A 17,217-nucleotide genomic window follows, 5' to 3' on the forward strand; every position below is an offset into this window, starting at 1 on the left:
GGGCGGCCGGTAGCAGCGGTTCGATCACCACCCACTGGTCATCGGTCAACGACGAGTCATAGGCAGGCTTACACGAACACGGGCACACCAGCCGATATCATCGACCCAACACCCCGAATAGCATGAGCGACACGCCCTTACACCGCCGGGTTCCCCAACACTTTCTCAGGCGTGTGCCGGATCCGCTGTTCGCCGCATCGGCGTAGCGGCGGGCCAGGCGGGCGAAACCGGCGGTGAGTTCGGGTGAGAGCCATCCGGTACAGGTGACGGCATCCGGTGCGAGCGCCGAGCACGGTGGCAACCCGGGTGGCCGGCCGTCCGGTCCCGCCGCCCCGAGCTGAAAGCGGCCGCCCGACAGGCCGCCCGGCCCCACGGCACAGTGGACCGGCTGCCCGCCGCAGTAACGTGGAGCCGCTCCCGGCCGAAGCTCTCTCCGAAAGGAGTCCTCGTGAAACAGAAGATCCTTACCGCCGCACGCGTTGCGGCCGCCGGTGTTTCGGGCCTGGCCTTCGTCGCGGTCGTCGGTTCCGGCACCGCGGCGGCGGCGCCGCAGGATTGCGTCGTCGAACGAGACCTGTTCGGCGCGTCGGCGACCTGCGGTCCGGACGGAGGCAGCCACTACGTCCTGCACGTCGATTGTGTCGGCCTCTACGCCAGTGGTCCGTTCCCGCTGTACGCCGTCGGCCCCTACGCGGCGATCAGCTATCCCTTCACCCCGGCGGGCCGGCGCGTCACCACGGGCTGTACGGGAATGGGTCCCGGCGTCGTCGCGGTGGCGACCAACGCCTATGTCGAGGTCTATCGCGGCTGACGGAGGGGCCGGCTCCCGCGTCCCGGCGGGGCCGCGCTGTGCGGGATCCTGTGTGCGGGAAGACCGATGGGGTGACACGACCGCCGCTGTGTACCAAGCTTGAAGGGTTTGGATCATGCGGGAGGAGAGTCGTCGTGGCTTCTCGATACACATCGGCGCTCGAGCGGAGAATCGCGGAAATGCGCGCGCAACGGGACGCTCGGGTTCACGCGGGCAGGCCCTGGTCGTTACAGGAACTGTTCAGCACGCCCGACTGCGATATCGCAGAGTACAGCAGGGAGTTCAGGCCGAGTCGATTCGGCGCGCAATCCTGCGCGGAGGTGGAGGAATATTGCCGCGCCCAGGGCATCTGGCTGGAGCCGGGCGGCGCGCACTACAACAGTATGACGCCGTATCTACATCCCGGCCCGATCAGTGCGGACCGGCTGACCACCATCGGCCTGTTCAACGCGATCCTGTTCTGGCTCAACGACACTGTGGGCCGGGAGAAGTTCGGGCATCTGTCCCGAGGTGAACAACACCGGGCGCGAACCGAACTCGGCCGGCTGTGCCGCCTGCTCGAAACCCGAACCGCGCCGGAGGATGCCGCGCCGATCGAAGTGGCGACGGTCGAGTTCCTCTCCCGGCTGCACACTCAGGACGCGGATCAGCGGTGGCTCGATCTGTTCCTGGAGTCGACCGTCGAGCATCTGCGCACCGCGATCCGGGACCAGAACGCCCGGTCCCGCCGTGACCTGCTGACCACGGACGAATACATCGATCTCCGGGCCCAGGTGTCGGGTATGTTCCCGGCCATCGCCCTGTGCGAATTCGGGCGGGACAGCTACCTGGACCGGGAGCGATTGGCTGCCGCGGGGCTCGCGGACGATGTGCGCCGATTAGAGGTGGTGACGGCGGAGATCGGTGCGCTGATGAACGATATGTTCTCCTTCGAGAAGGAGTGCATAGTCGACCGCTCCGATTTCAATCTGATACCGGTGTGCTTCCTGAACGACCCGCAGGCGACGCTGGCCGATGCCGTGCACGCCGCCGCCGGCGTGGTCCGCGACCGGCTCATCGAGTTCCGCGGGTTGCACGCCGCGCTCACGGCGCGCTGCGCCGAACCCGGTATCGACAGTGGCCTGGCGGGTCCGGTCCGGACCCATCTCGCCGATCTGGACGGCTGTGTCCAGGCCACCTGGGTGTGGCAACTGATGACGACCCGGTACAAGGGTGTCGGCATATTTGCCGAGAACAACCTCCGGCCGAGTAGCAACGATGCGGCCTGATAGGGAAGGATGGCCTCAGTCGGGGTGGTGATGCCCGGCCGGGGTGATATGTAGCTGCGGTGGTGTCGGGCAGTGGATGAACGAAGGGGTGTGATGGACGGGTCGGGGCACGATGAACTGGTCCGCTCGTGGTCTCGGGCGCTGCGGGCGCCCGGCGACTCCGCCCCGGCCGACCCGGCCGCCGAGCAGTTCCTGCACTGGCTGGTCGATGATCTGGCGAAAGCCCTCACCTCGTCCCAGTTCGACGCCACCGCGGGGGCCAGAGTCGGCGCGGCCCTGGCCACCGTGGAGGTGGGTGTCGACGATGTGCCGGCCGTTTCGGCGCCGATCCTGTGGGGTCTCGTCGAGCCGGATGCCGACCCGGCCACCGTGACGCGGATGTCGATACTCCTCACCAAATTGGGCGAGGGGTACGGAGCACACCGGCAGCAGCGGTTCGCCGCCCACCACGCCGAACAGGTCGAGCCGACCCGGCAGTCGGAGGCGCGGTACCGGGTGGTGTTCGAGAACGCGGCAGTGGCCATCGCCGTTGGCGACACCAACGGTATTCTGCTCGACGCCAACCAGAAACTCGCCGATATGATCGGCGTCCCGGTCGACGAACTCCGCGGTATCTCGGTCTACGAATTCGCCCACCCCGAGGACCGGGAGCGTATTCGTAGACTTGTCTACGAAAAGCTGGTGCCCAAGCGCGGGGGCACGGTGAAACTGGAACAGCAGATCGGCCGTGTCGACGGCAGCTACGGGTGGGCCTCCTTCTCCATCACCTTCGTCGAGGGTGCGGCGGGCCATCCGAACTACCTGCTGGCGGTGGGCGAAGACGTCACCGAACAGCACCGCATGCGCCAGGAGCTACACCGGCAGGCCCGGCACGACCCACTGACCGGCCTACCCAACCGGCGTCAGTTGCTGGAGCGGCTCGACACCGTGATGAACGAGGCGGGGGGTCACGAACAGATCGGTTTGTGCTTCGTGGACCTGGACCGCTTCAAACACATCAACGACCGATACGGCCACGGCACCGGCGACCGGGTACTCACCGCGGTCGCCGACCGCCTGCACACGAGTGTGCAGGATATGGACTGCCTGGTGGCGCGGATCGGGGGTGACGAATTCGTCGCGCTGGTGCCGCCGCCGGTCGACGCCTGGAAGATGGGCCGGGTGGCGGACAGTCTGCTGGGCGCCCTGACCGATCCGGTGACCACGAACAGCCACCGGGTGCAGGTTTCGGCCAGTATCGGGGCCGTGCTGACCACTGTGCAGAGCGGCCAGGCCGAAGCCCTGATCGACGCCGCCGATACGGGTCTGTACCGCGCCAAGAACAACGGTAAGGCGCAATGGGTACTGCATATGCTCGCCGACGGCGTGGTCACCGAGGCCGAGCCCTACCTCGATCCGGATCAACTCAACCGGTACATCCCCACCGAGGACCTGCCGGATTCCGACTCCTGACCTCGGTCGCCGATCGTCGGGCCGCGTCGGACTCGTGGTGTCGCGGCCCGTCCGGGAAAGCGGAGGAAGGACTCCTGCGCGCTCTCGGCCTCGAACCATGGCACCCCGGTATGCCTGCCCGCGTCGGCGTGCAGGATTTCGTTGCGGAGCCCGGATCTAGCTCGTTCGCGAGGACGGTGTCACGACCGGCCGCGGGACCGCCGGTTTCCGGCGGCGGAATCTGCGCACCGCACGCCGGGCGATGAACAGCAACGCGCCCAGCACGATCGGTACCAGGATCGGCAGCACGATCGCCAGGGCGACCAGGACGAAGGCCAGCACATCCTCGACGACCGACACCACCGGATTCGCGATGCCGCCCGTCGTGGCGGTACTGGCCGCGCGGACCCCGGTCTGGGTCGCGCTGAAGGTGAGTGCGGTGGGGGCGCCGACAATGATTCCCGCGATCGCCGCGGTGGCCGGATCCGCCGCCTCGAACACCGACCCGGCGGCTATCGCTCCCGCGATCGGGCCGCTGACATTGCCGAGGAGCGACAAAGCGTTGTCCACGAACGGGATGAGATCGCCCAGGATCTCGGCAGCGGCCGCGACCGACAACGCGAGCAGCGCCCCGGTCGAGCCGATCCAGGCGAAGGACTCGTTGAGATCCATGCCGAGCACACCGAAATGCGCGGCAGCGCTGAGTACCAGCAACGGCAGGAAAGCGCGGAACCCGCAGGCGGCCGCGAGTCCCAGCCCCAGGAATGCGGGAAGTACCCAGCTACTCATGATGGCGAGTGTAAGTGCCCGAGCGGGCGGGCATCCGCGGCTCTACAGTCGATGGATCGAGGACATGCTCGCGCTGATGTAGCAGCGTGCTGGGCGCCGTCCCGCTTCGCTACTGCGGGGCGCCGAGCAGGTCGAATACCGAATCCAGCTGATCGCGAACGGTTCCGGTGCCGTCGGTACGCCCGGCCAGCCGGTGCAGGGATCGGGGTGCGGGGCCCGCTGGTGATGGGCAGTTACCACGAGAACCCCGCGGCGACTGCGGAAGTCAGCGCATACGGCCGGCACCATACCGGCGATATCGGTTATCTGGACGAGGACAATTTCCTTTGCGTCGTCGACCGCGCCAAGGACATGATCATCACCGGTGAATTCAATGTCTACTCCGCCGAAGTCGAGCAGGCCGTCCTCGCGCACGCCGCGGTGGCCGAGAGCGCGGTGGTGGGCCTGCCCGACGAGAAATGGGGTGAACGGGTCACCGCGGTGGTGCGCCTGCGTCCGGGGCACACGGTGACCACCGACGAACTGATCTCGTTCCTCGAGCAGCGTATCGGCAGCGTCAAAGCGCCCAAGCAGGTGGAGATCTGGCCGGATCTACCGCGTTCGAAAGTCGGCAAGGTACTGAAGAACGTGATCCGGTCCGAACTCGGGGCCGAGTAAGCCGATGCCGCCGGGCCGATCCCGCGGCCACCGCCGTCGTTTCGCCGCTGTCAGAACGCGACCGCGGCCTCCGTGAGACGCTCGAACACCGCGGGTTCGGGCCATCCGCAGGTGCGGAAGCGCGGCGGGTGGATACCGGGCATCGGGGTGATTCCGCTGAGATCGACGGCGGTGTCGAACGGCACCATGATGGTCCGTTCGTCGTCGGTGGCGAATGCGAGCAGATCGGCCACCGGCAGGGCGGCGTCGACACCCTCGCCCCAGACCGTGACGGTATGGATACCGTCCTCGCGTTCGGCCACCATCAGGCTGCTCACGTAGATCGCCTCCAGGTCGTCGCTATAGCGCTCCTCGAGCCATTGCTGCTGGGCGTGGTATTCCGCCCCGGCCAGCACCGCGCGGGCCCGGGCGACTTCGGCGTCGTTCGCGGTGGTCACCCGGTCCAGGGGAATCACCAGGCCGGATTCGTCGAGGGTGTACCCCTGGGGCGAGAGCGGCCGTGCCGCCTCTCGGTATTCCTGTTCGACCGCTTCGAAGGCCGCGGACAGCAACTCCGGATCGCCGGGAACGATCAGCAGGCTCTGCTGATCCGGGATGAACGCGACCGGCGGATACTCGAAGTTCGTCGTCGAGACGAGCAGCCAATCCGGCACCAGGATCCACGACGACAGGTAGTCGGCCTCGTCGACCGCTATCCTCACGATGCCGTCGCCGGGTAGTTCCGCCACCGGCACCACCGCGGCGAGGTTCTCCCGGGCCACCGTCAACGCTTCGTCCGCCGTCACGCCCCATTCGGCGAGCTTCGTCTCGTCGGGGAAACCGATGACATCCGGGTAGTCGATGGCCAGCAACTCGTCCACGAACGGGAAGAGCGGGCGCCGTATCCGCGAACCCTCGTCCTCCAGCGCGTAGGTCGACGGCCGCAGGACCGGCCGCAACAGCGGGCGTACCTCCTCCCAGCTCTCGGGTGGGGCCGCGGGCGTCACCAGCGCGGGCACGATGCGGGCCAGCCACTCCCGCGTTTCCTCCGGCGATCGGTCGCGCGTCTCCGTGAAGAGGTTCGCGAGATGCAGAACAGCGTCGCCGCCGTCGTAGCGGACGGCGAATTCGTCGGTGTCGTAGGAGACATCGGTGATACCTGCCGCGCGCATATGCCCGAACACCTGCAAGGCGAATTCGCGCCGTGCCCGGTCGTCGTCGGTATTCGTCATCTGGAAGAGCAACCTCACATTCGGCGGTTCGGGCAACGACAGGAAGCGCGGACACTACCGGAACGGCCGCCGTGGTGACCGGCGATGTTCCCAGTGCCGGTGCCCCGGGCCGGCCGTGGCCGCCGCCGTCCGATCGCGGACGGGCCGCTGTGGAGGTCTGGTTGAAGGCGGTCGATCCGGGTACGCGGGTTTCGAACACTCGTTCTGCCGTGGAGAGGAGCGGTAATGGTGCAGCAGCAGCCGGAAAAGGACCGGGACCAGTGGACCACCGGTGACGAACCGATGACCGGCCCGCAGGAGTCCTACCTGCACACCTTGGCGCAGGAAGCCGGGCAACAGGTGCCGGAGGGGCTGACGAAGGCGCAGGCGTCACAGCTGATCGACGAACTCCAGCAGCGCACCGGCCGCGGGATCTGATCGCGCAGTGCCGGCCCGCCGCCGCGCTCAGCGGCCCGCGGATCAGTCATACCCGGGTACGTTACAACCGCTGTGCCGCGCTCGGACGGCCGAGGGGCCGGGGTGCCCCTACGCTGCGCTGGTACCGCCTCGGCCCCCCGATCGTCCTGATGAACCTTGCGCGGGTGCTACGCGCGCGGCGGGCTCACCCGTTGTCCGGTGCCGCGGTCTCGGTCATGGCCAGCAGTTCGGTGCGTGCCGATTCGAGGCGGTCGGCGGTGAGATAGGGACTGTTGACCGCGGTGGCCAGCCCCTCGGCCGCGAAGCGGATCACCGACGTCGTGCCGGGTGCGAGACCGTCGGCGGCGAACGCCTCGTCCAGCCGCCGCGCGTCGTCGGCAAAGAGTCCCTCGAGGCCGGAGACCGTACCCAGAGTCACGACCAGTCCGGTCGGGCTGAACGCCCGCGCGACCGATTCGCTACCGCTGGTCAGTGCGCGGACGTAGCCGCGAGTGAACTTCCCGGGCCGGTTCTCGGACAGGTCGATGCACTCGTGTATCTCGGCCCACACTTTCGCGATCAGATGTCCGGTGACCCCGGCCAGCAATGCGTCCCGGTTCGGGAAGTGGTGCATGAGGCCGCCTTTCGTGACGCCGGCGGCCGCGGCGATATCACTGAGGCTCACCCGGCCGCCGCGTTCGGCGAACATCCGTTCCGCGGCCTCCAGCACGGCCAGCCGGGTGCGTTCCTTGTCCCGGGTGAGGCCCTGGTCAGACCGGCTCATGCTGCCCCTGCTCCTTGTCCGCGGCGGGCCGGTGCGACGGGATGACGCGCCAGGCCAGCACCCCCGCGACCACGAGCAGGGCCGCCGCGAGATACGACGTGGACTGCAGCGCGGTGGTGAAGGCGTGGGCCGCACGGGTGAAGATATCGGAATCGCCCGCGACCCCCGCCGCGCCCGCGAGTGAGTCCCGGGCCGCGGCGGCCGCACCCGGATCGGTGCCGGGTCCGAGCTCCAGGTTCGCGCGGTATTGCGCCAGCTGGATCGAACCCAGTACCGCGATACCCAGTGCGCCGCCCATTTCGTAAGCGGTCTCGGCGATGGACGAGGCGGCGCCCGCCCGCTCCTTCGGCACCGCGGTGACCACCGCGTCCGTCGACAGCGTCATGGCCACGCCGACACCGAGACCCAGGACCGCCAGCGCGATACCGAGAGCCCAGAAACCGGACGAGGTGGCCGCCCAGCCGATCCCGGCGAGACCGACGGCGGCCACCAGCAACGCGCCGCCGATCGTCCGCCCGGCCCCGAACCGGGCCACCAGTATGCCGACCACGGCGATCACGGCCAGGGAAGCCAGCGTCGTCGGCAGTTCGGCCAGCCCGGCCTGCAGCGGGCCGTACCCGCGGACGAGTTGCAGGTACTGGGAGAAGAAGAACAGCAGCCCGAGGAACGCGAAGATCGACAGTGCGGTGGAGAGCACGGCACCGCTGAACGTGGGCATCCGGAACAGTGAGATATCGACCAGCGGAAGGGTCAGCCGCGACTGTCGGCGCAGGAAGAGCAGGCCACCGGCCACCCCGATCAGCGCCGCTACCGCAACCGTCGGGTCGAGCCCGGTTCCGGCCCAGTGTTTCACCGCGTAGACCAGCGGCACGATGGCGACGATGGACAGCACCGAGGACAGCCAGTCCACCGCATGTGCGCCGGCGCCGCGGGATTCCGGTAACAGGAGCGCGCCCGCCACCAGGACGACGGCCATGACCGGCACATTGATGAGGAACACCGAACCCCACCAGAAATGCTCGAGCAGCAGGCCGCCGATCAGCGGCCCGGCCGCCGCGCCGGCGGTGGCGCCGGCCGACCATACGGCGATCGCCGTCGTCCGCTGCCGCGGATCGGTGAACACGGCACGCACGATGGACAGGGTCGAGGGCATCAGCGTCGCCCCGGCCACCCCGAGCAGCGCCCGCGCGGCAATGAGGGTTTCGGCGTTGGGCGCCAGTGCGGCGAGGACGGAGGCGGCGCCGAACGCGCCCGCGCCGATCAGCAGCAGACGTTTGCGCCCGATCCGGTCGGCGAGATTGCCCATGGTGATGAGCAGCCCGGCCAGCACGAATCCGTAGATATCGCCGATCCACAGGAGCTGTGTGGCACTCGGCCGGATATCGGCGGTCAACGCCGGTACCGCGAGATAGAGCACGGTTCCGTCGATGGCGAGCAACAGCACCACGCTGACCAGCGCGGCCAGCGCCGCCCATTCCCGGCGGCCCGCCCGGCCGGGCGCGGTTTCCACTGTTTCGCTCATTCCTCCCATATTAACAGTCCATATGGAATGTTATAGAAACTGAATGGACTTTTTGCCGAGCGCTCGATCACACTCGGGGGCCGTGCCCCTCGTCGCGTTCTCCGCGGCGGGTCGACCGCTACCGTTTCGGTATGACGGTGACGTGGGAAGCGCTGGGGTGGGAGCGGCTCGCCGAGGGTGTGGGCCGATGCCGGTTGCCGGTATGGGACTGCACGGCCGGGTTGATCGTGGGGGATGACTCGCGCCGCAGGCCGGTCCCGACGCCGTCGGATCGCGGTGGCCCGCCGCGCTCGACCGGTTGCTCGAGCTGGGTGGCGCGGACGCGGTGTACGTGCCCGGACACGGAGCGGTGGTGGACGCGGAATTCCTCCGGCGGCAGCGGGACGACCTGGCCGCCCGTTTCGGAGTGGACGAGCCCACCGCATAGCAGGCGGGCCGAGTGATTTCGGCACCCACCGTGTGCCGGGGCGTTTTGCGGGTATGTGCGATATAGGAACTCGGCGAACCCGCTCGGATGTTGTCGATTCCGGTGGAACATCAGGAGGTTCTCATGCTCGCCATTGCCGCCGCCGTCGCATTCGGTCTCGCGCTCCTTTTCGATCTGACGGATGCCGACCTCGGTGACTCCATCACCGGTGGCACCCTGGTTACCCTGGGGCTATTGCTGATCGCCCTGCACCTCGCGGGGTTCGGTACGGGTGCGCGTGCCGGGGCCGGAGGCCGATCCTGGAGCTGGCGGCGCGTTCGTCGCTGAGCCGCTGAGAAGGTCCGGCCGGGCTCGAACCGGCCGATTCCGGGGCGGATCCATGGCCTCCTGAGTAGTGTGCGAGCAGGAAGTACATTCGCACACAAGGAGTTTCCGTGGCGTCCTCCCTTTCCAAACGCCTGGGCGTGCTCTTCGGCGCGTCCTGTACGGCCCTGTCGCTCATGGTATCCGCAGCAGGTTTTGCCGCTGCCGACGAAGAGTTCCCCGAAGATCCGGGCGGCGCGGCCGCCGCCTGTTCCACCACCCCGACCGGTGGCAACCTGAAGGTCGACGGCTTCGACGGCCGGTACTATCTGGTGCACGTACCCACCGGGATCTCCGCCGCCGGGGCACCGCTCGTGGTCGTCGTCCACGGTGGCTACAGCACCCCGGAGAATATCGCCACCGCATCGGGCTGGAATGCGATCGCCGACCAGCAGAAGGCCATCGTGGTCTATCCGCGCGGTAGCAAACCGGAGAGCCCGGGCTGGGGCTGGGACGCGGGTGCGGGCGCCTACGACATCACCCATATCAAGAAGGTGGTGGGCGACGTGCGCGCGAAATACTGTGTCGACTCGACACGTATCCATCTCTCGGGTCATTCCAACGGTGGGCAGATGGCATCCCGCGTCGCCTGCACCGACCCGGGTCTCTTCGCGTCGGGCGCGGTCTACGCGCCCGCGCCCCCGCCGACGGGCTGCGACCCGGCGCGGGCGGTTTCGTGGGGCGTGTTCGCGTCGGCGAACGACACCACTGTGCTCAAGCCCATCGCCTACAGCCATGTCGTGTACTGGAGTTGGGAAGATCGTCCCTGCCGGAACGAGCAACCCGACGGCGGGACCGATATCAAGGATTCGAAGCGCTGGGACTGCGCGTCCGGTACCCAGGTCCTGTGGCGTGTCTACAACGGCGGCAGCCATACCTGGCCGACGGGTACCCGACGCACCGAAGTGCTCAACCGGATGTGGCAGCTGTTCTCGGCTCACCCGCATCCGTAGCCGCTCGGCCGGGAGGAAGCGAGTCGGCGATCCGGGCGCCTTCGTCGTCGGTCGGATCGGCCGCCAACCGGCACACAGCGGGATCGGTGGATTCCCTTCATCGCCGCGACGACAGGACAACGGCGGCCGCCCGGACTACTCCGGACGGCCGCCGTCGAATGTTCGGTGGCCGGGCGCCGTGTGGACGGCGCTCGGGCACCGCCGGCGGTATCGGTGCTAACGCCCCTGATGTGACCGCTGCCGTGCTTCCTGTACGTCGGCTTCGGAGCGTGCCTTCTCGGCTTCGGCTTCCTTCTCCGCGACCTCACGCTGCGCTTCGGCCTTGTCCTGCTGGGCGATGCCCTCGTCGCGTAGGTCCGTGTTGTCGAGGAGCGTGCCGCCGACTTCCTTGGCCTTGCCCTTCACGCCTTCGACGACGCCTTCCAGTCCTTCCCGGGGGCCAGTCTGCTTCTCGGCCACGATATCTACCTCCGACTGTTCGGTTTTGGTGGATATCTGCGACATACCCGGCGGTCGCGGCTTCAATCGGTGGATTTCGGCGCGGCCGCGACGCCGTGGCAGGAATGTACCCAATAGTGGCTTTCCGGGACTCTCGTCCGGCGGGGCAATGTACTCGGCGACGACCCGGTACAGGCCGGGGTGCGCGTAGTACGCCTCGGCACTGTCCCCGTGCGTGATATCGACATGTTCGGGCGGCGCCCGCCATGTGGTTGCTGCTGGGATTCGGTATCGCCGCCGGCCGAGACCGGTTTCCTGCCGCCGTGGCAGCAGTGGCTCGGCTTCGCCGCCGCCGGCATCACTCTGCTGACTCGATAGCCGCGGCCTCTGAGCCGGCGCTACGTGAGCGCAGCTGCAGTATCAGGAACAGAGCGCTCCCGAGGAGAGCCAGGGCGACCGCGCACCACGGCGCGGCGAGTCCCCAGCCGGTGGCGGCCGGCATCGCGTCGACCAGGGCTCCGATGATCACCGAGCCGACCAGTACACCGAGTCCGCCGATGGAGGCGAGGAGCCCGTAATACGACCCGAGGCGGCGCTCGGCGGCGAGACGCGGCACCAGATCTCGGGCGACGGGCATGGTGATCATCTGTCCGAGGGCCAGGAGCAGGGCGAACGCGGCGGCGGGGACCAGCGCGGGCAGACCATGGAGTTGCGCCGGCGCGAGGAGAGCCATCACGACGAATGCGGCGGCCATCACGGTCAGACCCGCGGGCAGTGCGGTGGCGGTGCGCACCCGTCGCGTGATGGGTAGTTGGGCGAGGACGACGAATACCGACGCCAGAGCGAAATACCAGCCCAGCGGGGCCTGCGAACCCCACGCGCGTTCGATCTCCAGGGGCAACAGCAGATACAGCTGGTTGTAGGCCACCAGCTGGGAGCTCATCGCCACGGCGAAGAGGAGGAAGGTCCTGTTCGCGACCACTTCCCGCCAGCCGTCGAGCCACCCGTCGGTGGCGTGGGCTCCGGGGTGTGCGGGAAGCCGGCACAGATGGACGACCAGGATCGCGCCGAAGAGACCTGCCGCGACCAGGCACGCGACGGAGAAGTCGACCGCCAGCAGCAACGATCCGAGCAGCGGGCCGGCGAACGCGCCGATCTGACCGCATACCGCGAACAGTGCGAAGGCATCCGTCCGGGACCCGCCACCGTTCTCGGCGCTCCCCGCGGCGGTGGCGAGGGCGGACTCGACAGCCGGCGAGAACAGCGCGCCGGCGAACCCGGTCAGGATGGTCGCCACCACGATCCCGGGCACCGACCCGGCGAAGGCCAACCCGGCGAAGCCGAGGATCCGGCACACACATCCGGCGAGGACCACCGGCTTCACGCCCCACCGGTCCGCGAGCGAACCGCCGATGAAGAACAGGCCCTGCTGGGAGAAGGTGCGGAGCCCGAGTACCACGCCGACGAACGCCGCCCGCAGACCGAGATCCTCCGTCAAGTGCACCGACAGGTACGGCAGCACCATGAAAAATCCGATATTGAACGCGAGTTGCGTCAGGACGAGCAGCCGGACCGTCGGGGTCGCAGCCGCCAGGCCGGTCAGCAGCGACCACCGGGGGCCACGCGGCCGGCGGGTCCGTGCTGTCGTATCCGCCACCGCCGAGGCCTGCCGGTCGTCAGCGCGCGGCGACGGCAACCGGACCCGGTTCGAACAGGATCGACAGCCGCCCCTTCGACTCGTCGACGATGACTTCGGCACGGACGTTGTACACCTGGGCGATCAGGTCGGAGGTCAAAACCTCGGCGGGCTTTCCGCCGGCCACGACCCGGCCCTCCTTCAAGACGATCACCGTATCGCAGAACATGGCGGCGAGATTGAGGTCGTGCAGGGCTATCACGCTGGTGACAGGCAGCCGGGTGACGAGCGCCAGCAACTCCAGCTGGTGATGGATGTCCAGGTGATTGGTCGGCTCGTCCAGCAGGAGCTCCCGCGGCTCCTGGGCCAGGGCACGGGCGATCTGGACGCGTTGTTTCTCCCCGCCGGAGAGCCGGTGCCAGAGCCGGTTCGCTTTCGAGGTGAGGCCGGTGTGCTCGAGCGCGGCCGTCACCGCGGCCTCGTCGGCGGCCGGGTTGCCGCCGAAAGTTGTGCGGTGCGGGATGCGTCCCAGGCGCACCACGTCGCCGACCGTGATGTCGAGGTCGGTGTCGGCGTGCTGGCTCACGACGGCCACCGCGCGCGCGACCTCCTTACGGCGGAGGGTGGACAGGTCGTCGCCGTCGAGGGTCACGACGCCCGCGGTCGGGCGCACGACACCGTTGAGCAGGTGCAGCAGTGACGATTTCCCGGACCCGTTCGGGCCGAGCAGGCCCAGGGTCTCGCCCGGCGCCATCGTCACAGTGACTCCGTCGACGACCAGCGCACCGCCGCGGTTCCAGGTGACGGCAGCCGCGTGCAAAGTCACTGTTTCCTCCTCCGGCGCGACAGGATGACGATGAACGCGGGCACACCGACCAGCGCGGTGCCGACGCCCACCGGCAGCGGGGTGGGCGCGAAGGCGACGCGGGAGACGGCGTCCACCCACACCATGAAGACCGCCCCCAGCAAGGCCGTCGCGGGAATCAACCGGCTGTGTCGCGGCCCCAGCAGGAACCGCGCCGCGTGCGGGAGCACGAGCCCGACGAAACCGATCGCACCGGCGACGCTGACCAGGGTCGCGGTGAGGACCGCGGTGACCACCAGGAGCATGAGCCGGATCTTCCCGACCGAGATGCCGAGCGATGCCGCGACATCGTCACCGAAGGCGAACGCATCCAGGGCGTGCGCGAAGTACAGGCACACCGCAGTCCCGAGGAGCACCACCACCGCGCACAGCCTGACATCGTCCCAGCGGACGCCTTCGAGTGATCCGAGCAGCCAGAACATCACACCGCGGGTCTCGTCGGAGTCCGCGAACGCGAAGATGACGAACGAGGTCAGCGCCGAGAACAGCTGCGTACTGGCCACCCCCGCGAGGATGACGCGGTCGTTGCTGCCGCCGGCGAGGCGGGCGAGCAGCAGTACCAGCCCGAACGCGACCAGTGCCCCGATGAACGCCCCGCCGGACAGACCGAGCGCGGTGCCGCCGACGCCGAGGACCCCCACGATCACGGCACCGGTCGACGCGCCCGACGAGATGCCCAGGACGAACGGGTCCGCGAGCGGGTTGCGCAGCAGCGACTGCATGATCGCGCCGCAGATTCCGAGCCCGGCGCCGCACGCGGCAGCCGCCAGCGCACGCGGCAGCCGTTCCTCCCACACGATCGCGTTCTTCGCGGGCCGCACCGGAATGTCGGCGAGACCGAGATGATCGGCCAGGATGTCACGGACATTCACCGACGAGATCTCCGCCGGGCCCAGGGTGACCGCGACGAGAACAGACAAGGTGAGCGCGACGACCCCGCCGACCACGATCAGCGACCCGACGACCCACTGCCGCCCCCGAATCGGTCCGGGGGCGGCGGTATCGGCGCGGTCGCGGGTGGCGGTCAGTTGGGCACCTGCAGGTCGCGAAGGCCGGCGGCTACTTTTTCGAGTCCGTCGACGGCGCGGATGGACGGGTTCATCTCCGCACCGTGCAGCGCGATGTACCGCTTGTTGCGCACGGCGTCGAGGTTCCGCGTCACGGGGTCGGATTCGAGGAAGGCGATCTTGTCGGCGAGCAGATCTCCGGGGAAGCGGTTGCGCAGGAGGTCGCCGAGGACGAGGACGTCCGGGTTGCGTTCCACCACGGTCTCCCAGCCGACGGCGGGCCAGTCGTCGGTCAGGTCCGCGAACACGTTGGTGGCACCGACCGTGGTGGCGAGCAGGTTCGCCGAACCCAGACCGCCGGCCACGTACGGGCTCTTCGTATCGGCGAACCAGAACCCGATCGACACGTTCGACTTCTCGATACCGGCGAGCGCCGTGGTCTCGCGGCGCCGCAGCTCGTCGATGAGCTGCGCGCCCCGCTCGTTCACATCGAAGATGGCGGCGAGCTCACCGATTTCCTGGTACAGCGCGTCCATCGTCAGCGGCGTGGTGCGCTTCCCGCCACCATTGATGCTCACGCCTTTCTCGCAGTCGGTCGGAGACAGATACGATTCGATCCCGGTCTCGGCGAACCGGGTGCGCTCCGCGACGCCACCCTGCTTGAAGTGCCGGCCGAACGACGCGGTGACGAAGTCGGGATCGGCACCCAGGACGACCTCGTAGGTCGGGGCGTTGTCGGCGAGCCGGGGAACCGCTTCGTTCGCCGCCGCCAGATTCTCGCGAACGGGATCCGTCCACGATGCGGTTCCCACCACGCGGTCGCCGAGACCGAGCGACAGCAGGATCTCGGTCGATCCCTGATCCAGCGAGACAACCCGCTGCGGCGCCGCGTCGACGGTGACCGTTTTGCCGCAGTTGTCGAGAACCAGGGGGTAGGTGGTACTGCCCTCTCCGGTGGTGACGGCGCCGGCGTCGTCGACCTGCTCGGAGTGCCCGCAGGCGACGAGGGTGCTCGCCAGTACGGCGGTGACGGCTACGAGGCCGATCCGGCCCACAGAAATCTTCACGTTCGCCACAGCTTTCTGTCTGTCGGGTACAGGTGTCGCCTCGAGCGATCACGGTGGGCCGACATGCACAACCTGTGTCGAGGGAGCAGATGCACGCTAGCACAAGTAAACCTAACCTTAGTAGTGCGGTATACCCGCCGGTCAGGGCCATACGAGCCGACTTATGGCGTGGGGCACCGAGCCTTCGGTGCTGGTCATGTGCCGGACGCTGTCGCTATCCGCGGTCGGCCTCGTAGCCGATGGTCGTCCGGTAGATGGCGCGGTCGACTGCGGGAACGATTGCGGTCACCTCGATTTCGCCGCCGGCGACGCGTCCCAGGAGTCCGTACACCAGGCTGGTGAGGCGGCCAGGATGAGTTCCTCGCGGCCCGGGCCACCTCCCGCACCTGCATCGCGTCGTAGCCGCCGGTCTCGAGCAGAGCGTCGTCGCGACCTGCTGATCGATCTCGCCGACGCCGTGCACGAGCGGATGGCCGAGTTCTCCCGGCTGAATGTGCACGACTACGGGGTACCGGAACCCCGATGAATTCCGGGTCGGTCGCGCAACGCCCGCGAGCACATCGCCTTCGGCCGGGGCATCCACACCTGTGCGGGTGGCGGCACCGGCCGGACCAGGTGTTCAGCACGCGGCTACTGCGGGCGCGATTCAGAGCGCGACGCAAGCGGAACCGAAATTGATGCCGGTACCGACGTCGACCACCTGCCGGGTCTCCGGCCACGCGTCCGGCTGGACGGCATAGATATAGCCGATACCCGGCCTGGACGGTATCCAGGTCGCCTGTGTCTCGCCGCCGGAGGGCATCGCCTGGGCGAAGCCGGTGGGGCCCTGGCCCTCCTCGAAGAAGTACACCGGTTTGGTGTTGTCGTCGACCGTCACCCGCACGGTGTAGGTGCAGGTCGTTCCGTAGCGGTGGGTGCCGAGAGTGAACGAGGGCGCGATGCCGATGCCGGTGACCGTGGCCGAGGCCGGTGGTGCTGCCAGGGTCGTCGCACCCGCGATGATTCCGAGGGCGGCCGCGCCGATGGCGAAGCGAATCGCTCGGGGCGAGCCGTGAAGTTGTGTCATCGTGAATCGATCTCCTTGCAGCAATGTTCCGAAAACCGTTGTCCCGGAGGGTGAGTGTGCCTGTGTCGGCACCTCGGAAAGGCAATCGGCGGGACGGTGCGCCTCGTTACCTTCGGCCACACGAGGATGGTGCGGAAGGCGGCAGCCACGACACCCCGTGCACAGGTTTCCGGCACGGCGGCCATCGCTGCCCCGGCCGTGGTGCCCGGCGGCGTCCTGCCCGACCGGACAGGCAGGTGACGTGCGAGGCCGCCGGCGGACACGGTGTATGCCGCGGCCGCCGTCGAATTCGCTGTCGCCGAATTCGGGCGGGTCGACGTGGTCGTCAACAACGCCGGCTACTCGGCCTGGTCACCTTTCCGCAGTGCGGGGCGCGTGATCGGTCCGATCTCGTGTGGCGGCTTCCCTGGTCCGGGTCGTCCGGTCTGCGGATCCGGGGAGCGCCGTGCCATCGGCGAAGCCGTACGCGACGGCCGCCCGGCCGCGACCGCTCCCGGGGCCGCCGAAACCGATCCGGCCCGCGGCC

The 17,217-nt window shown here is 68.5% G+C and carries 18 protein-coding genes and 2 pseudogenes; 10 read left to right on the top strand and 10 right to left on the bottom strand.

Annotation, left to right across the window (positions count from 1 at the left end):
• Positions 1–448: 448 nt before the first annotated feature.
• From ACLML9_RS20655 to ACLML9_RS20665, 3 genes are all read left to right on the top strand, one after another.
• Entirely contained in the window at positions 449–811 is a 363-nt protein-coding gene (locus ACLML9_RS20655; RefSeq protein WP_411947081.1) for a hypothetical protein, read from the top strand.
• 320 nt (positions 812–1,131) lie between these two features.
• Entirely contained in the window at positions 1,132–2,079 is a 948-nt protein-coding gene (locus ACLML9_RS20660) for a terpene synthase family protein (protein ID WP_411947082.1), read from the top strand.
• Positions 2,080–2,151: 72 nt separating this feature from the next.
• Entirely contained in the window at positions 2,152–3,531 is a 1,380-nt protein-coding gene (locus tag ACLML9_RS20665; RefSeq protein ID WP_411947083.1) for a diguanylate cyclase domain-containing protein, read from the top strand.
• Between the two features lie 156 nt (positions 3,532–3,687).
• Here ACLML9_RS20665 and ACLML9_RS20670 read toward each other — a convergent pair whose 3' ends face one another.
• Positions 3,688–4,299, bottom strand: coding sequence for a DUF4126 domain-containing protein (locus ACLML9_RS20670; protein ID WP_411947084.1), 612 nt, complete (start codon positions 4,297–4,299; stop codon positions 3,688–3,690).
• Positions 4,300–4,506: 207 nt separating this feature from the next.
• Here ACLML9_RS20670 and ACLML9_RS20675 point away from each other — a divergent pair.
• Positions 4,507–4,956, top strand: a pseudogene (locus tag ACLML9_RS20675) (AMP-binding enzyme); the annotation flags it as partial.
• A gap of 50 nt (positions 4,957–5,006) precedes the next feature.
• Here ACLML9_RS20675 and ACLML9_RS20680 read toward each other — a convergent pair.
• The gene (locus tag ACLML9_RS20680; RefSeq protein WP_411947085.1) at positions 5,007–6,167 is read right to left on the bottom strand and encodes a hypothetical protein; all 1,161 of its coding nucleotides are present in this window, start codon (positions 6,165–6,167) and stop codon (positions 5,007–5,009) included.
• 225 nt (positions 6,168–6,392) lie between these two features.
• Here ACLML9_RS20680 and ACLML9_RS20685 point away from each other — a divergent pair, with 225 nt between their 5' ends.
• Positions 6,393–6,584: a DUF3072 domain-containing protein gene (locus tag ACLML9_RS20685; protein ID WP_355237571.1), complete on the top strand. Its 192-nt coding sequence runs from the start codon at positions 6,393–6,395 to the stop codon at positions 6,582–6,584.
• 184 nt (positions 6,585–6,768) lie between these two features.
• On the opposite strand, the gene ACLML9_RS20690 is transcribed toward ACLML9_RS20685, so the two are convergent.
• Both ACLML9_RS20690 and ACLML9_RS20695 read right to left on the bottom strand, forming a co-directional pair.
• Complete coding sequence (locus ACLML9_RS20690) at positions 6,769–7,347, bottom strand: TetR/AcrR family transcriptional regulator (RefSeq protein WP_411947086.1); 579 nt, start codon at positions 7,345–7,347, stop codon at positions 6,769–6,771.
• The gene (locus ACLML9_RS20695; protein ID WP_411947087.1) at positions 7,334–8,869 is read right to left on the bottom strand and encodes an MFS transporter; all 1,536 of its coding nucleotides are present in this window, start codon (positions 8,867–8,869) and stop codon (positions 7,334–7,336) included. Before ACLML9_RS20695 ends, ACLML9_RS20690 begins: the two co-directional genes overlap by 14 nt.
• Positions 8,870–9,167: 298 nt before the next feature.
• On the opposite strand from ACLML9_RS20695, the gene ACLML9_RS20700 reads away from it, so the two are divergent.
• The 3 genes from ACLML9_RS20700 (at position 9,168) to ACLML9_RS20710 (ending at position 10,612) form a co-directional block, all read left to right on the top strand.
• Positions 9,168–9,296 carry a hypothetical protein gene (locus ACLML9_RS20700; RefSeq protein WP_411947088.1) on the top strand — a complete coding sequence of 43 codons (129 nt, stop codon included), beginning with the start codon at positions 9,168–9,170 and terminating at the stop codon, positions 9,294–9,296.
• A gap of 123 nt (positions 9,297–9,419) precedes the next feature.
• Positions 9,420–9,623: a hypothetical protein gene (locus ACLML9_RS20705; protein WP_357059805.1), complete on the top strand. Its 204-nt coding sequence runs from the start codon at positions 9,420–9,422 to the stop codon at positions 9,621–9,623.
• A gap of 107 nt (positions 9,624–9,730) precedes the next feature.
• Positions 9,731–10,612 (top strand): alpha/beta hydrolase family esterase, encoded by an 882-nt coding sequence (locus ACLML9_RS20710; RefSeq protein WP_411947089.1) that lies wholly within the window; start codon positions 9,731–9,733, stop codon positions 10,610–10,612.
• A gap of 216 nt (positions 10,613–10,828) precedes the next feature.
• On the opposite strand, the gene ACLML9_RS20715 is transcribed toward ACLML9_RS20710, so the two are convergent.
• The 5 genes from ACLML9_RS20715 to ACLML9_RS20735 all read right to left on the bottom strand — a co-directional run bounded on the left by ACLML9_RS20715 (position 10,829) and on the right by ACLML9_RS20735 (position 15,625).
• Complete coding sequence (locus ACLML9_RS20715; RefSeq protein WP_411947095.1) at positions 10,829–11,071, bottom strand: CsbD family protein; 243 nt, start codon at positions 11,069–11,071, stop codon at positions 10,829–10,831.
• Positions 11,072–11,408: 337 nt separating this feature from the next.
• On the bottom strand, positions 11,409–12,707 hold the full coding sequence (locus ACLML9_RS20720) for an MFS transporter (RefSeq protein WP_411947090.1): 1,299 nt from the start codon (positions 12,705–12,707) through the stop codon (positions 11,409–11,411).
• Positions 12,708–12,726: 19 nt separating this feature from the next.
• Positions 12,727–13,512 carry an ABC transporter ATP-binding protein gene (locus ACLML9_RS20725; RefSeq protein ID WP_411947091.1) on the bottom strand — a complete coding sequence of 262 codons (786 nt, stop codon included), beginning with the start codon at positions 13,510–13,512 and terminating at the stop codon, positions 12,727–12,729.
• Positions 13,509–14,498 carry a FecCD family ABC transporter permease gene (locus tag ACLML9_RS20730; protein ID WP_411947092.1) on the bottom strand — a complete coding sequence of 330 codons (990 nt, stop codon included), beginning with the start codon at positions 14,496–14,498 and terminating at the stop codon, positions 13,509–13,511. The genes ACLML9_RS20725 and ACLML9_RS20730 overlap by 4 nt, the downstream gene beginning before the upstream one ends.
• Positions 14,499–14,575: 77 nt before the next feature.
• A complete protein-coding gene (locus ACLML9_RS20735; RefSeq protein ID WP_411947093.1) occupies positions 14,576–15,625 on the bottom strand; it encodes an ABC transporter substrate-binding protein in 1,050 nt (349 codons plus the stop codon).
• 352 nt (positions 15,626–15,977) lie between these two features.
• Here ACLML9_RS20735 and ACLML9_RS20740 point away from each other — a divergent pair, with 352 nt between their 5' ends.
• Positions 15,978–16,151, top strand: coding sequence for a hypothetical protein (locus ACLML9_RS20740; protein WP_411947094.1), 174 nt, complete (start codon positions 15,978–15,980; stop codon positions 16,149–16,151).
• 120 nt (positions 16,152–16,271) lie between these two features.
• On the opposite strand, the gene ACLML9_RS20745 is transcribed toward ACLML9_RS20740, so the two are convergent.
• Entirely contained in the window at positions 16,272–16,691 is a 420-nt protein-coding gene (locus ACLML9_RS20745) for a hypothetical protein (RefSeq protein WP_411947096.1), read from the bottom strand.
• A 264-nt stretch (positions 16,692–16,955) separates the two neighbouring features.
• Between ACLML9_RS20745 and ACLML9_RS20750 the strand changes: the two are divergent.
• A pseudogene (locus ACLML9_RS20750) lies at positions 16,956–17,217 on the top strand (hypothetical protein); the annotation flags it as partial.

It is taken from the genome of Nocardia sp. NPDC002869 (assembly GCF_046764065.1).
Classification (GTDB): Bacteria; Actinomycetota; Actinomycetes; order Mycobacteriales; family Mycobacteriaceae; genus Nocardia; species Nocardia rhamnosiphila.